This window comes from Comamonas sp. DB36 (assembly GCF_057914905.1).
The window spans coordinates 2,563,789-2,579,535 of record NZ_CP196631.1 but is presented as its reverse complement, the minus strand read 5'-3'; the positions used below and the strand labels follow the sequence as shown (position 1 = coordinate 2,579,535).

Below are 15,747 nucleotides of genomic sequence, written 5' to 3'. Positions count from 1 at the left end.
ACTCAGTTTTTGGGGAATGGGCCCCAGTCGGGCTCGCGGATGTCGCCACCCTGGCCGGCGAGCCTTGCCTTGATCTTGCCGTCCAGTGTCGTGGTCATCAGGGATTCGCGTCCTTGCTGCAGGGTCGCGTACACAATCAGGCGGCTATTTGGAGCAAAGCTCGGATTTTCATCGGCCGTGGTGTCGGTGATCGCGGTCACGGTGCCCGCGCTCAGGTCCATCACGTGCAGCTTGAAGCCTCCGCCCACGCGCGAAATATACGCGAGCCAGCGACCGTCCGGACTGACACTTGGAGAAATGTTGTAGTTGCCGGTGAAGGTCACGCGTTCGGCGCTGCCTCCGCTGGCCGAAACCTTGTAGATCTGCGGTGCGCCGCCGCGATCGCTGACGAAGAAGATCGTCTGGCCGTCGCTGGAGAACACAGGCTCGGTGTCGATGCCGCTGCTTTGCATCAGGCGGCGCGGTTCGCCGCCTTCGGCGCTGATCATGTACAGCTGCGAGCCGCCGTCGCGCGTGAGCGTCACCGCCAGCGACTCGCCGTTCGGTGCCCAGGCCGGCGCGCTGTTGGAGCCGCGGAAGTTGGCCAGCAGGCGACGCCGGCCGCTGGCCACGTCATGCACATAGACCACGGGCTTGCGCGACTCGAACGACACATAGGCCACCTGGCGGCCGCTGGGCGACCAGGCCGGGGAAATGATGGGCTCGGGGCTCGACAGCGCCGACTGCGCGCCCTCGCCATCGGCATCGGCAATCCACAGGCTGTAGCGTTTGCCGGCCTTGGTCACGTAGGTGATGCGGGTCGAGAAGATGCCGCGTTCGCCGGTGAGCTTTTCGTAGACGTAGTCGGCGATGCGGTGGGCCACGAGGCGCAGATCGCCCGAAGGTACGGCGAAGCTGTGGCCGCCCAGATCCTGGCCGCGCACCACGTCCCAGAGGCGAAAGCGCACGTCGAAGCGGCCGTCGGCCAGGCGCGTCACGCTGCCCGTGACCAGCGAGTCGGCCATCTTCTGCTTCCACAGCGCCACGTCGGGCCGCGAGGTCTCATCAAGCTGGGTTCCCGAGGCATCTACGCCGCGGAACTGGCCGCTGCGCTCGAGGTCAGCCTGCACGATGGCCGCGAGTTTCTGCGGCGACTGCGGCTCGCCGCGGAACGGGGCGATCGCAATCGGCAACTGCGTCAAGCCCACGCCCGTGACTTCTACCCGGAACTGGGCCAGCGCGGGCAGCGCGGGAGCAGAGGCGAGGGCCGCAAGAAAGCCGCGGCGCATCGTTTGCGGCAGCGCCGCGGAAAAGGATGTGGATGGAGTTCGGTCAATAGTCATTGGCAACCATCTTAGTGTGGCCAACACAACCCTTGGCACATCGTTGCGTTGCCTGGGCGCGTGCAACTTGCACTGCGCCTGGTGTCCACCGCAAATCCCGCGATTTCTCGGGCCGTGTCAGGCCGTGTCAGCGACTGTTGCTCCGGGTAAATCCCGGTGCTTACGGATCGCATGTTACACACTCTGGCGCGGCCCAACTGTAAGTGGATGAACAGTCATGCCGTAGGGCCGTAAAATTCGCGTCACATGCAAGCATCCCACTCCGCCCCAGAAGCCTCCGCCCTCGTGCCTTCGCGTCCCCTGAGCATGCGCCAGCGCCTGCAGCGTCTTGCTCCTTACTTCGGCGGGCGTCGCTGGACCTGGGTGCTGGCCGTGGCCGCGATGCTGGTCGGCGCCGCGACCGAGCCCATGATTCCGGCACTGCTCAAACCCCTGCTGGACAACGGATTTACCGACGGCAGCCTGCAACTGTGGCTGGTGCCGGTTTCCATCATGGGCGTGTTCCTGCTGCGCGGCATCGCCCAGTTCGTCGGCCAGTACGCGCTGGCGCGCATCGCCAACGAAGGCATGCTGAGCCTGCGCCACGCGCTGTTCGACCGCTTGCTGGCGGCCGACATGGCGCTGTTCTCGCGCCACTCGGCGAGCAGCCTGTCGAACACCGTGGTCTATGAAGTGCAGACCGGCTCGACGCTGCTGGTGCAGGCGATGATGGGCCTGTCGCGCGACAGCTTCACGCTGATCGCCTTGCTCGGCTATCTGCTCTATCTGAATTGGCAGCTGACGCTGGTCGTGGGCCTGGTCGTGCCCGGCGTCGCCTGGATCATGAAGACGCTGTCGCGCCGGCTTTACCGCATCACCAAGGACAGCCAGGAGGCGACCGATTCGCTGGCTTATGTGGTCGAGGAAAACGTGCTGGCCCACCGCATGGTGCGCCTGCATGGCGCGCAGGACGTGCAGCAAAAGCGCTTTGGCGGTCTGAGCCAGCGCCTGCGCCATCTGGCGGTGAAGTCTACGATTGCGTCGGCCGCGATGACACCGCTGACGCAGCTGCTGGCCGCGGCCGCGCTGTCGACGGTCATCTGCATTGCGCTGTGGCAAAGCCGCCAGACGCTGCGCGCCGACGACGTCACCGTGGGCGGCTTCGTGTCGTTCATCACCGCCATGCTGATGCTGGTCGCACCCATACGCCGGCTGGCCGACGTGGCCAATCCGATCACGCGTGGCGTGGCCGCGCTCGAGCGCGGCCTGGCGCTGCTCGACAGCACGCAGGCCGAGCAGGGCGGAACGCACCGCACGGAACGTGCGCGCGGCGAAATCGAGCTGCGCGACGTGGGTGTGGCGTTCGGCGAGGACCAGGCGCCGGCCCTGGCGCAGGTGAATCTGCGCGTGCGTCCCGGCGAAGTCGTGGCCCTGGTCGGGCCTTCGGGCGCGGGCAAGACCACGCTGGTCAATCTGCTGCCGCGCTTTCTCGCACCGACCAGCGGCGAAGTGCTGCTCGACGGCCGGCCGCTGGCCGAGTGGGATCTGTCCAGCCTGCGCCAGCAGTTCGCCATGGTCAGCCAGGACGTGGTGATGTTCAACGACAGCGTGGCCGCGAATGTCACGCTGGGCGCGCAGGTCGACGAGGCCAAGGTCTGGGCCAGCCTCGAAGCCGCAAATCTTGGCGACCACGTGCGCCGCATGCCCCAGGGACTGCAGACCGTGGTCGGCCACAACGCGGCCCAGCTGTCGGGCGGCCAGCGCCAGCGGCTGGCGATCGCGCGCGCGGTCTACAAGAATGCGCCCATACTGATTCTCGACGAGGCCACTTCGGCGCTCGACACCGAATCCGAGCGCCTGGTGCAGGATGCGCTGCAGCGCCTGATGCAGGGCCGCACGACGCTGGTGATTGCGCACCGGCTGTCGACCATCGAGCACGCGGACCGCGTGGTGGTCATGGAGCGCGGCCACATTGTCGAGCAGGGACCGCATGCGCAGTTGCTGGCCCAGGGCGGGCTGTATTCGCGGCTGCAAGCCGCGGGCTGACGCCTGTGCGTCAGTCGACGACGACCTGCGCCGCGCCGGCTTCCATGCGGCCTATGACCGCGGCGCTCGCAAAACCCTGGGCCGCGAACAGCGCCAGCACCTGATCGACTGTCTCGGCAGTGCAGGACACCAGCAGCCCGCCCGAAGTCTGCGGGTCGGTCATTAGCGCTTGCAGCGGTGCCGAGACCTGCGACCCCATGACCACCTGCGCGCCATAGGCCGCCCAGTTGCGGCTCGAAGCGCCAGTGACCACGCCTTGTTCCGCAAACGCCTGCACGGTGGGCAGCAGCGGCAGCGCGCGGCTGTCTATGCGCGCCGTGAGACCCGCGCCGCGCGCCAGCTCCAGCGTATGGCCCAGCAGGCCGAAGCCGGTCACGTCGGTCAGCGCGTGCACGCCTTCGATCTGCGATAGCGCCGCGCCCGGACGGTTGAGCTGCGTCGTGGTCTCGACCATGGCGCGGTAGCCGTTGGCGTCGAGCAGGTTCTTCTTCAGCGCCGCCGACAGAATGCCCACGCCCAGCGGCTTGCCCAGCACCAGGACATCGCCGTCCCGGGCATCGGCATTGCGCTTCATGTGCTTGGGGTTGACGATGCCGATACCCACCAGGCCGTAGATGGGCTCGACCGAGTCGATCGAATGCCCGCCGGCCAGCGGAATGCCGGCCTCGCGGCAGATCGATTCGCCGCCTTCGAGCACCTTGGCGATGGTCGCATGCGGCAGCACGTTGATGGGCATGCCGACGATGGCCAGCGCCATCAGCGGCGTCGCGCCCATCGCGTAGATGTCCGACAGCGCATTGGCTGCGGCAATGCGGCCGAAGTCATACGGGTCGTCGACGATGGGCATGAAGAAATCGGTGGTGGCGACGATGGCCTGTTCGTCGTTGATGCGGTACACGGCGGCATCGTCGGCGGTCTCGTTGCCCACCAGCAGGTCGGGGAAGAACTGCTTGGGCAGCGCGCTTTGCCCTATCAACTGCGCCAGCACGCCCGGTGCGATCTTGCAGCCGCAGCCGCCACCGTGCGAAAGAGAGGTCAGGCGGGGGGCGGTGGGAAGAGTGGGAGTGGTGTCATTCATGTAAGTGCTCGCTGTTCTGTGCCGGGTCGCGACGGAGGACTCGGCCATCGCCATTATGGCCAGACAGTGTCGACCGCGTGTGGGGCGCACGCCCGGCGGCGTTCGCCTGCGTGCGCGGCGGAAAAAACAAAAATAGTTGGAATCTATTGATTATTTGTGTTGCATAGAAAAAGGCAATCGATTGTCAAGGCTTGGCGCGCTCTCGCCTGGCTGTGCACCCTGCAGGGCGACAGAGGAGTGCGCGGCGACGGCCGTCGATGGCATGGAAGCAAAAATCATCAATATCAAGAGGTTCAAACATGAAAAATACACCAATCTCACATTTCCGAAAAAATACATTTTTCGTCTTGCTTGGAACCTGTTCGGCTTTGCTGGCAGGCGCCGCGCATTCCCATGGTTTGAGTTCGGCTGAACTGGATAAGCTGGGTGGTCTGTTCTACGGATACTCGAAGGAAAGCCAGGACAATAATCTGAAGATGAACGATTTGAAGACCTATCTGGATAAGTGCAATAAGGAAATCAATTACGCAACGAACATGAAGTTTCATGCCGACAGAGAAAAGCGCGCCGAGGACGCGTTCGCAATGGGCAAGAAATTGGAGGAATGGAGCGCCAAGAAAGACAAGGTGGAGTTGGAGTTGGATGATTTGAAGAAAGAACGCAGAGAAATCGACAGGAAAAATGGCCTGGCGAATGTTGGAAATCGAAAATCGCTTGGAAACGATGCCGCTCATCGTCGCCCCAATAATGATGCCGCTTCTGAACGTGGCCAGAAAATAGAATCCGCTGCACCCTCCACGCCCTCAATCAGTAATGGCGAGCAAGAATCGATTCCATCAGCTAAAAAATTCAGCCGTGATTTCTTTCTCCAGAATTCGCATAACGATGGCGCAGCGAAAAACACGCGGGATGACCCACCCAAGGTCGGAACGCTCAACAAGACTCTGCTGGAAGGTGTGAACGAGGCGCTGCAAAAGGCGGCGCCCAACGGCCCCGAGAAAAAACTGCCAAACGTTGGCGCGCCGCAACCCCCTGCGCCGTCGGGCCTCGGCCAACGCATATCGAATTTTGGCGACCTATTCGCCAAGCTCAAGCCCCCGTCAGCCGTCACCAATCCATCCGACAAGGTGTTGACGCCTGTGGCGGAGTCCGTTGTCGGACCTGCCGTTTCGGCGTCAGCGGCCTCGGGATGGGCGGGCGCAGCGCCCATGCTGCCGGCGAACCAGTATGTCGCGCTGTCCGCGCATGACTCCCTGGTGATAGCGCCAGGCCAGGCTCCCGATCCGCAGGAATCGCTGGTGGTGACCAACCATCTGGGAAACACCCATGGCGTGTGGGTCGGTCAGGACAAGCTCGTTCTGTCGGGCGGTCTGCATTCGACAAATCTGCGGCTTGACGATGATGGCGCAAAATTTGTCGATGCACAGACGGGCGCAGCGGTCGTGCTGGGCGGCGTTGCCGCTGGCATTGCGCCCACCGATGCAGTCAATGTCGAGCAGGTCCACTCCGTGATCGATGCGGCCGTGACACCGCTGGGCGCGCGCTTCGACGGCTTGGAAAGCCGCGTGCAGCAGCTCGATCAGAAAATCAATGCGGTCGAAAAGAAGCTTTCGGGCGGCGTGGCCATGGCGATGGCGCTGAGCCAGCCGGTGTCGTTCGCTCCCAAGGCCAACAGCGCCGTGACCGGCGGCGTGGCGACCTATAACGGCCAGACGGCCATGGGTTTCAGCTTCAATCGCCTGGTCGCCAACACCGAAACGCGCCGCACCGTGGTCTCGCTGGGCGTGGCGGCGACGACGTCGGGACGGTCATCGGCCTGCGCGCGCTTGGGCGCCTGCTTCAGCTGGTAGGAATGGCGGAAAGCAGCAGGAGTCGAACCTACCCAGGAGCGACTGACGCCCCTCACCGGGTTTGAAGCCCGGCCACACCACCGGGTGTGCATGCCTTCCAATGCCGGCTATTGTAAGCTGCCGTTCGGCCCCTGCCAGCTTGCATCCGGGCGCAGCAGGTGGGCGTCGCGCAGGCGGCGCGTGTAGCCGACCCGGTCGAAGAACTCGAGGATCTGGATCGCACGCTTGCGGCCCAGGCCGGTGGCGTCGCGAAACGCGCGCGCTTCGACTTCGGCCTTGGGGTGGCTCGCCGCCAGGGACGCGACCAACTGGGCGAGCTCCTGCATGCGCGGCGCGCTGTAGAACAGGTCCTTGACCACCTGGAATACCTGGCCGCGGCGCGTGAGCTTGCGCAGCAGCTGGCGCACGCTGTCTTCACCGGCACCTGTCGTGCCCGCAAGATCGCGCACCCAGGGCGGATCGTAGCGGCCTTCATCGAGTAGCGGCAGCAGGCGTTCGGCCAGCGTCTGTTCGGGGGAGCTCAGTTCCACGCTATGGCCTGGCAGATGCAGCCAGGCGCCGCTGGCGACCAGTTGCGCGTCGCCCAGCAGGCCGTCGATCAGGCCGCGCCACAGCGCGTCGTGCGCGCCTTGCACCAATCCGGGCCAGGCCATGCGGCGCAGGCGCGCGGCGTTGAGCCCCGGTTCGTCGGCGTGCTTTTCATGGAATTGCGCCAGCGTGGCCAGCACCTGGGCGCGCAACTGCTGCCAGCGCGTGGCAGACAGCAGCACAGTATCCGCGCCCAGCGGCAATTGCAGCGCATCGGCGGGCAGATCCTGCGCGCTCCAGCGCCGGCCCGACAGCCGCACCAGCTGCGACAGCGCCAGACCGTGGGGGGAGCGCGCCAGCAACTGCGCGGCGCTGCCCGTGGCAATCAGCGCATCGAGCGCCTGCAGATAGGCCTGGCGTTCGGCGCTGCGGCGCTTGCGCGCGGGAGCATGGGGATCGGTGACGGTGCCGCCCGCAATCGTGCGGCTGGCCTGGGCGTTGCGCAGGATCAGGCGGTCGCCGGGCAGGCAGAACACCGGAGTGTCGAGCACCAGCTGCGCGCGCACGCTGCTGCCGGGTTCTATGTGCTCGCCTTCGAGCAGCGCCACATGGGCCGTGCAATGCGCGGTGCCCAGATGCAGGTGCACGGGCGTCCATTGGCGGATCTCGGGCGCCGAGGCCAGCAGCTGCAGTTGCACATCGATGCGCTCGCTGGCCTGCAGCAGCGCGCCGTCGGCAATCCAGTCGCCGCGCTGGATCTCGTCCTTGCCCAGGCCGGCGAGGTTGAGCGCCACGCGCTGGCCGGCCACGCCGCTGTCGCTGGCCTGGTTCTGCGCATGGATGCTGCGCACGCGCAGCGTCTGGCCGCTGCGCGAGTGCACCAGACTGTCGCCCGTGGTCACGGCGCCGCCAAACACCGTGCCCGTGACAACGGTTCCCTGGCCGGGCAGGCTGAAGCTGCGGTCTACGGCCAGGCGGAACAGGCCGTTGCGCGGCCGTGCCGGCATCTGCTGGGCCAGGGTTTGCAGGTGGCCGCGCAGCGCGGCGACACCGGGGTCATCGGGCAGCGCGGCAGCGGTCTCGAAGACGACGGCGCCCGCCAGCGGCGTGGGCGCAAGCAGCGTGGCCAGTTGGGCGCGGGCGTCGGCAATCTGCGCCGCGCTGGCACGATCGACCTTGGTCAGCGCAATGCTGGCCTGGGTCACGCCCAGCAGCAGCAGGATGTCGATGTGTTCGCGGGTCTGCGGCATCACGCCGTCATCGGCGGCCACGACCAGCAGCGCATGGTCTATGCCCACCGCGCCCGCGGCCATGGTGTGCACGAACTTCTCGTGGCCGGGCACGTCGATGATGCCCAGCACATCGCCGTTGGGCAGCGGCGCATAGGCATAGCCCAGCGCGATCGATATGCCGCGCGCTTTTTCTTCCTTGAGGCGGTCGGTGTCCACGCCCGTGAGCGCGCGCACCAGCGTGGTCTTGCCATGGTCGATATGGCCTGCGGTACCGATGATCATGAAGGGATATGCGAGGCCAGCAAGGGCAGTTGTTCGGCGAAAAGGGATTGCTGATCGGCTTCAAGGCAGCGCAGGTCCAGCCACAGCGCGTCGGCCTGGATGCGGCCTATCACCGGCCGGGGCAGGGCGCGCAGCGCGGCTTCGAGCTGCATCAGCTGGCGGCCGGCCTGGCGGCCCGAGGCCGGGTGGATGCGCAGGCCGTGGCTGGGCAGCGATTCCACAGGCAGCGCGCCGCTGCCGATCTGGCTGGCCATGGCCGCGGTCTCGACCACATAGGCCGGGCCCAGCGCAGCCTGCAGAGCGGGCGCCAGCGCCTGGGCCTGGGCCTGCATGTCGGCGGCCGGGCGCGTGAACAGCCGCAGCGTGGTCAGGCGCTGGGCCAGTTGTTCGGGGTGCAGGTACAGGCGCAGCACGGGCTCGAGCGCGGCCAGCGTTAGCTTGCCCACGCGCATCGCGCGCTTGAGCGGGTTCTTCTTGATGCGGGCAATCAAGTCCTTGCGCCCGACGATCAGGCCGGCCTGCGGTCCGCCCAGCAGCTTGTCGCCGCTGAAGGTCACGATATCGGCGCCCGCGGCGATCGTCTCGCGCACCGTGACTTCGTAGGGCAGGCCCCATTGGCGCATGTCGACCAGCGTGCCGCTGCCCAGGTCGACGACCATGCTCAGGCCGCGACCATGGGCGATGTCGGCGACCTCCTGGTCGCTGACGCTCTTGGTGAAGCCCGTGACTTCGTAGTTGCTGCAATGCACCTTCATCAGCAGCCCGGTGTCGGCGGACACGGCCTCGGTGTAGTCGCGCGCATGGGTGCGGTTGGTGGTGCCGACTTCGACCAGCCGCGCGCCGGCGCGCGCCATGATGTCGGGAATGCGAAATGCGCCGCCGATCTCGACCAGCTCGCCGCGCGAGACGATCACTTCGCGCCCTTCGGCCAGCGTGCCCAGCGTGAGCAGCACGGCCGCGGCGTTGTTGTTGACCACGGTTGCGGCTTCGGCGCCCGTGAGCTCGCAGATCAGCGCTTCGATCAGGTCGTCGCGGTCGCCGCGCCCGCCGGTTGCGAGGTCGTATTCGAGGTTGGCCGGGCTCAGCAGCGCCTGCACCACCGCATCGACCGCTTCCTGGGGCAGCAGCGCGCGGCCCAGGTTGGTGTGCAGCACCGTGCCCGTGAGATTGAAAACCGCCTGCAGGCGCGGTGCAAAGCGCCTGGCCAGGCGCTGCGCGGCGCTGTCCGCGATGCGCTCGAAATGGGTCGCATCCGGCGCCAGCACCATGCCCGCGCGCAGCTGGTCGCGCAGCGCGTCCAGCGTTTCACGCAAGGCCTGGGTGCAGGCCTGGTGGCCGTAGCGCTCGCGCAGGGGCGCGAGCGCCGCGCTTTGCAGTAGCTTGTCGACGGACGGCAGTTGCGGCCAGGGGCGCGCGGCCGTGTCCTGTGCGGCCGCAAGAACGGCCTGTTCCAGAGGAGCGGTTTTCATCGGGCTATTGTCGGCTCATTCCGCCGCGGGATCGACCAGCGACTGGTCGCCTTCGGCCTGCTCTTCGGCAAACGCCACATAGAGCAGCGGGTTGGTGCTGGCGCGCTTGAAAGGCGTTTCGCTCATCAGCAGATCGAGCATCAACGAGGCCAGGTCGTCGGCCAGCGGCTCGGCCAGCGGGTCCTTTTCCTGGTTGATGACCTTGCGGTAGCTGCCGCATTCCGTGCAGGTCTCGGCGGTGACGACTTCGCCCAGGCCTTCTACGCCCTGGTACTGTATGCCCTTGGTGGACTCGCAGTGCGAGCACTTGACACGCACCATATGCCATTCGGTGCAGCAGGTGCCGCAGTGCAGGTAGCGGTGGCCGTTGGCCTTGCCGCCAATGCGCAGCACGCTGGCCACGGGTTCGCTGGCGCAGACCGGGCAGATCGACGCCGGCTCGGTATAGGGCACGTCGCCCACCGACAGATGGGCGGCGCGCTGCGTGAAAACGACTTGCAGCGCGGCCATGACGAACGGCGCCATGCCGACATCGCGCGCCGCCACTTCCTTTTGCAGCAGGCGCCGAGCCACGGCCTCGCGCTCGGCCAGGGGCATTTCGCGCAGTGCGCCAATCAGGGGCTGCAGCGGTGCGGGCAGGCCGTCACCGCCTTCGAGGCGGGTGAGCATGGCGTCGAGCACCTGATTCCAGGCCGGATCGAGGTGGTCGGCGGCCGGCAGCAGCGGCATCGAATGCTGCTGGGCCAGCGCGATCGCCGCGGCGGGAAGCTCGGGCGTGGGCAGCTGGGTCAGCGCCTGGTGCTGGGCGTCGACGATCTGCGCGACAAACAGGATGTAGTCGGCAATCGGGTTGCCGACGGCGAGCTGGCGCAGGCGCGCCGCGCGCTCGGCAAACAGGCTGCCGGTTTCGGGCAGGCGGATGCGCGGGAAATTGATCTGATCGATGGCTTCGATCTCGCCGCGTTGAAGAATGCGTTGCATTGTGTCTTTCCAAATAAGTGCCGCCGGCACGCCATGGTGGCGTCCGGCGGCAGGGCGTATTCCTCGAAACTGGCGGACCCCAACTCAGGGGCACCGAGCAAGGGCCGCCCCGCAGCGAGGGTGCCGTGCCTGGCCGGCCGCCCCCCTCCACCGAAGGATGAGAGGGGGAAGCCGGGGCCGGCCATCCGGCGTAAGCGGCTCAGGGGGGGCTACTCTTTCTCCCCGGTCATCCGTCGGTACCAGATCGGATGATGGTACTTGGCCCAGGCGCGGTTCACGGTGCCGTAGACCATGGCGCGCAGCGTGCCGCGCGTCCAGATTGCCGCATAGATGTGCAGGATGATCAGGCCGAACAGCGCGAACGCCGAGACCGCGTGCAGCACGACGCTGGCGCGCACCAGCTCCACGGGCAGGTTCCACCAGGCGCGCCACATCAGCACGCCCGAGATCGTCAGGCCCAGCATGGACGCGACCAGCAGCCAGAACAGCGCTTTCTGGCCGCCGTTGTACTTGTCCTGCTCCGGCATCACGTGATGCACTTCGGTCACCAGCTTGGGTGCTTCCTTGATCCACTGGCGGTCCCGCGCGCGCATGATGTTGAGCCGCCAGAAGCGGATCACCATCAGCACGAAGCCCAGCGCCATCACCACCCCGATATAGGGGTGCAGAATGCGCGTCCAGGGACCGCCGCCGAACAGCTGCGTCAGCGGGAAGAAGGCCGGGTGAAAGAACGCCAGGCCGGACAGCGCCAGCAGCACAAAGGTGATCGCCACCAGCCAGTGGTTGGCGCGCTCACCGGCGGTGTAACGCTTGAGGTCACGGGGGCTGCGCTTCATTTTGCGTCCTCCTTGTCGAGCATCTGCTGCTCCAGCCGTTCTTCCATGCGGTCTTCCTCGCGCTCGAGTTCCGCAGGTACTTCGTGCGGGCCCTTGGTCACGTAGTGGAAGAAGCTGCCCACGGCCGCCGCACCCAGCGCGGCCAGAGCCAGTGGCTTGGCCACGCCCTTCCACAGCGAGACCATGGGGCTGATCTTGGGATCATCCGGCAGGCCCTTGTAGAGCGATGGCTTGTCGGCATGGTGCAGCACGTACATCACGTGCGTGCCGCCCACGCCCGGCGGGTCATAAAGGCCGGCCTTGTCGAAGCCGCGGCGGTTCAGGTCCGCGATGCGGTGCTCGGCATGGTCCTTCATTGCCTCCTTGGTGCCGAACTGGATGGCGCCCGTGGGGCAGGTCTTGACGCAGGCCGGTTCGCGGCCCACGGCCACACGGTCGGAACACAAGGTGCACTTGTACGCCTTGTTGTCCTTCTTCGAGATGCGCGGGATGTTGAACGGGCAGCCGGTCACGCAGTAGCCGCAGCCCACGCAGTTTTCCTGCTGGAAGTCGACGATGCCGTTGCTGTACTGCAGGATGGCACCGGGCGACGGGCAGGCCTTGAGGCAGCCCGGATCCTCGCAGTGCATGCAGCCGTCCTTGCGGATCAGCCATTCCAGGTTGCCCGTGGCCTCGTTTTCGTACTCGGTGAAACGCATGACGGTCCACGAGTCGGCCGTGAGGTCGGTCGGGTTGTCGTACACGCCGGCGGCCAGCGTGCCGACCTCGTCGCGCAGATCGTTCCACTCCATGCAGGCGGTCTGGCAGGCCTTGCAGCCAATGCACTTGGAGACGTCGATCAGCTTGGCCACTTCGCCCGAGTGCGTTTCGCGCACGCTGGGCGAGGGAGTGGTGGTCGCCGAACGGCGCTTGATATCGAGAGAATGTGTAGAAGACATCAGCTACTCCTTAGGCCTTTTCCACCTTCACGAGGAAGGTTTTGGATTCTGGTGTGTTGCTGTTGCCGTCACCAATCGATGCCGTGAGATTGTTGGCCATATAGCCCTTGCGCCCGGTCGACGAGAAGCCCCAGTGGATGGGGATGCCGACATGGTGCACGGTCTTGCCTTCGATCTGCATGCCCTTGAGGCGCTTGGTCACCACGGCCGCGGCCTTGATGAAGCCGCGCTTGGAGCTCACCTTGACCTGCTGGCCGGTCGCAATGCCCAGCTCCTGTGCCAAGGCTTCGCCGATCTCGACGAACTGTTCGGGCTGAATGATGTTGTTCAGCTGAACATGCTTGGTCCAGTAGTGGAAATGCTCGGTCAGGCGGTAGGTCGTGCCCACATGCGGGTACTCGGCGGCCGTGCCGTCCGTGCCCTTGGTCGACTCCAGGATACGCGCCGCGGGGTTGATGACCGCGAGCTTGTTCTTGGGGTACATCGGGTTGTAGCCCAATGGGTTGTCGAACGCTTCGTAGTGCGTGGGGAACGGCCCTTCGTTCATGCCCTTGCGCGCGAAGAAACGCGCCACGCCTTCGGGGTTCATGATGAACGGTCCGACGGTTGCCGGGTCCATGGTCACCGCGATGTCGGGCACGTCTGCGCCGCCCCAGGCCTTGCCGTTCCACTCGATGAGCTTGCGGTTCGGATTGAACGCCTTGCCTTGCAGGTCGCAGGACGCACGGTTGTAGAGCACGCGGCGGTTGGCCGGCCAGGCCCAGGCCCAGTTCAGCGTATTGCCTATGCCCGTGGGGTCGGAGTTGTCGCGGCGTGCCATCTGGTTGCCCGAGGTCGTCCAGCTGCCCGTCCAGATCCAGCAGCCGCTGAGCGTGCTGCCGTCGTCGCGCAGCTCGCCGAAACTGCTCAACTGCTCGCCAGCCTTGCGCAGCAGCTTGGTCGGATCCTTGGGATCGAACAGGTCGACCAGCGCGCGGCCGTTGTACTCCTTGGCAATTTCTTCCGACGACGGGTGGGCCGCTTGGGCGTAAGGCCAGTACAGGTTGGCGATGGGGTCGGGGAACTTGCCGCCGTCCTTGGCGTAGGCCGCCTTCAGGCGCAGGTGCAGGGCCGACATGATGGCCACATCGGTCTTGGCTTCACCCGGCGGCTCGGCCGCCTTCCAGTGCCACTGCAGCACGCGCGACGAACTCACCACCGCGCCGTCTTCTTCGGCAAAGCAGGTGGTCGGCAGGCGGAAGACTTCGGTCTGGATGGCGGCGCTGTCGACATCGTTGAACTCGCCGTGGTTCTTCCAGAACTCGGAGGTCTCGGTGACCAGCGGGTCCATGATCACCAGGAACTTGAGCTTGGACAGGCCCTTGCGCACGTTGTTGCTGTTGGCCAGTGCGGCGAGCGGGTTGAAGCCCTGGGCAATGTAGCCGTTGATCTTGCCCTGGTTCATCAGGTCGAAGACCTGCAGCATGTCGTACTGGCGGTCGAGCTTGGGCAGGTAGTTGAACGCCCAGTTGTTCTCGGCCGTGGCAGCCGGTCCATACCAGGCCTTCATCAGGCTCACATGGAACTTCGGTGTGTTCGACCAATAGTTCATCTGGCCCGGGCGCATGGGCTTGGGCGTGCGCGCGGCTATGTACTTCTCGTACTCCTGCTCGCCTTCGTTGGGCAGCGACAGATAGCCTGGCAGGCTGGCCGACAGAATGCCCAGGTCGGTCAGGCCCTGGATGTTGGAGTGACCGCGCAAGGCGTTCATGCCGCCACCCGCGACGCCGATGTTGCCCAGCAGCAGCTGGATCATCGCTCCGGTGCGCAGTATCTGCGCGCCCGTCGTGTGCTGAGTCCAGCCCAGCGCGTAGAGGATGGTCGCGACGCGGCCCGATTCCGCCGTGGAAGCCAGCTGTTCGCACACATGCAGGAACTTGGCCTTGGGCGTGCCGCAGATGCTCTCGACCTTTTCGGGCGTATAGCCCGCGTAGTGGCGCTTGAGCCACTGATAGACGCAGCGCGGATGCTCCAGCGTGGGATCCACCGTCACATAGCCGTCCGCATCGAGCTCATAGTCCCAGGACGACTTGTCGTAGCTGCGCTTCTCGGGGTCGTAGCCCGCGAAAATGCCTTCGTCGAACGCGAAGTCCTCCTTCACGATATAGGTGAAGTCGGTGTAGTTCCTCACGTATTCGTGATGGATCTTGTTGTTTGTCAGCAGATAGTTGATGACTGCGCCAAGGAACACGATATCGCTGCCCGACCGGATGGGGGCATAGAAATCGGCAACCGATGCGGATCGGTTGAAGCGCGGGTCGACCACCATGAAGTGCGCATTGTTGTGCTCCTTCGCTTCGGTCACCCATTTGAAGCCGCAGGGGTGGGCTTCAGCGGCATTGCCGCCCATGATCAAAATCACATCCGCGTTCTTGATGTCGACCCAATGGTTCGTCATCGCTCCACGGCCAAACGTCGGGGCAAGACCTGCCACCGTCGGGCCGTGTCAGACACGTGCTTGGTTGTCGAGTGCAAGAAGGCCCCAGGAACGGGCCACTTTGTGCGTGATGTAACCGGCTTCGTTGCTGGAGGCCGAAGCGGCCAGCATGCCGGTGGTGAGCCAGCGGTTGACTGTCTGGCCCTTGTCGTTCTGCTCGACGAAGTTCGCGTCGCGATCGTCCTTGAGCAGCTTGGTGATGCGCGTCAGCGCCTCGTCCCACGACATGCGCTTCCACTCGGTCGAGCCGGGAGCGCGGTATTCGGGGTACTTGAGGCGGCTGGGGCTGTGAACGAAGTCCAGCAGCGATGCACCCTTGGGGCACAGCGTGCCGCGGTTCACCGGATGGTCCGGATCGCCTTCGACGTGGATCACCGACAGCTTGGCGTTCTTGGCGCCGTCGCTGAGCGAGTACATCAGGATGCCGCAGCCTACGGAACAGTAGGTACAGGTTTGGCGCGTGACCGTGGTCGCGGCCAGCTTGAACTGGCGCACCTCAGCTAGGGCGGCCGTGGGCGAAAAGCCCATGACCGCCAAGCTGGATGCGGCCAGACTGGAGCCAGTCACTTTCATGAACTGGCGTCTGGAGAATTGCACCATCGCGGGTACCTCTTTTAGTTTGACGCTTGTACTCAGGATTCTATGGGGAGGCACGGAATCGGCACGCAGGCAGCGCAACTGTCGCAGGCCCCCGGTCGGGCTTTCTTGCCGGCTTGACATTGCGCGTCAA

Annotated in this window: 10 protein-coding genes and 1 tRNA gene; 2 read left to right on the top strand and 9 right to left on the bottom strand. The window is 65.5% G+C overall.

The genetic code is table 11. The annotated features are described in order from the left end of the window. Positions 1-2 precede the first annotated feature (2 nt). On the bottom strand, positions 3-1,322 hold the full coding sequence (gene tolB, locus ACSVDO_RS11875; RefSeq protein WP_332539834.1) for a Tol-Pal system beta propeller repeat protein TolB: 1,320 nt from the start codon (positions 1,320-1,322) through the stop codon (positions 3-5). A gap of 246 nt (positions 1,323-1,568) precedes the next feature. Here tolB and msbA point away from each other — a divergent pair, with 246 nt between their 5' ends. Beyond that, on the top strand, positions 1,569-3,347 hold the full coding sequence (gene msbA / locus ACSVDO_RS11870; protein WP_332539832.1) for a lipid A export permease/ATP-binding protein MsbA: 1,779 nt from the start codon (positions 1,569-1,571) through the stop codon (positions 3,345-3,347). 10 nt (positions 3,348-3,357) lie between these two features. Here msbA and selD read toward each other — a convergent pair whose 3' ends face one another. Beyond that, positions 3,358-4,425, bottom strand: a complete 1,068-nt coding sequence (selD, locus tag ACSVDO_RS11865) for a selenide, water dikinase SelD (RefSeq protein ID WP_489592289.1) — start codon at positions 4,423-4,425, stop codon at positions 3,358-3,360. Positions 4,426-4,724: 299 nt separating this feature from the next. On the opposite strand from selD, the gene ACSVDO_RS11860 reads away from it, so the two are divergent. Then, entirely contained in the window at positions 4,725-6,275 is a 1,551-nt protein-coding gene (locus ACSVDO_RS11860; RefSeq protein WP_489592287.1) for a hypothetical protein, read from the top strand. A gap of 3 nt (positions 6,276-6,278) precedes the next feature. Here ACSVDO_RS11860 and ACSVDO_RS11855 read toward each other — a convergent pair. The 7 genes from ACSVDO_RS11855 to fdnG all read right to left on the bottom strand — a co-directional run bounded on the left by ACSVDO_RS11855 (position 6,279) and on the right by fdnG (position 15,617). Further along, positions 6,279-6,374: transfer RNA gene (locus ACSVDO_RS11855), tRNA-Sec, on the bottom strand. Positions 6,375-6,382: 8 nt separating this feature from the next. Next, complete coding sequence (gene selB, locus ACSVDO_RS11850; RefSeq protein WP_489592285.1) at positions 6,383-8,317, bottom strand: selenocysteine-specific translation elongation factor; 1,935 nt, start codon at positions 8,315-8,317, stop codon at positions 6,383-6,385. After that, the gene (gene selA / locus ACSVDO_RS11845; RefSeq protein WP_489592283.1) at positions 8,314-9,786 is read right to left on the bottom strand and encodes an L-seryl-tRNA(Sec) selenium transferase; all 1,473 of its coding nucleotides are present in this window, start codon (positions 9,784-9,786) and stop codon (positions 8,314-8,316) included. The genes selB and selA overlap by 4 nt, the downstream gene beginning before the upstream one ends. A gap of 15 nt (positions 9,787-9,801) precedes the next feature. Continuing rightward, positions 9,802-10,767 (bottom strand): formate dehydrogenase accessory protein FdhE, encoded by a 966-nt coding sequence (fdhE, locus tag ACSVDO_RS11840; RefSeq protein WP_332540076.1) that lies wholly within the window; start codon positions 10,765-10,767, stop codon positions 9,802-9,804. Between the two features lie 209 nt (positions 10,768-10,976). Next, on the bottom strand, positions 10,977-11,603 hold the full coding sequence (locus ACSVDO_RS11835) for a formate dehydrogenase subunit gamma (RefSeq protein WP_489592281.1): 627 nt from the start codon (positions 11,601-11,603) through the stop codon (positions 10,977-10,979). Beyond that, positions 11,600-12,541, bottom strand: coding sequence for a formate dehydrogenase subunit beta (gene fdxH / locus ACSVDO_RS11830; RefSeq protein WP_332540073.1), 942 nt, complete (start codon positions 12,539-12,541; stop codon positions 11,600-11,602). The genes ACSVDO_RS11835 and fdxH overlap by 4 nt, the downstream gene beginning before the upstream one ends. Before the next feature lie 10 nt (positions 12,542-12,551). Next, on the bottom strand, positions 12,552-15,617 hold the full coding sequence (fdnG, locus tag ACSVDO_RS11825) for a formate dehydrogenase-N subunit alpha (protein ID WP_489592279.1): 3,066 nt from the start codon (positions 15,615-15,617) through the stop codon (positions 12,552-12,554). Between the last annotated feature and the right edge of the window lie 130 nt (positions 15,618-15,747).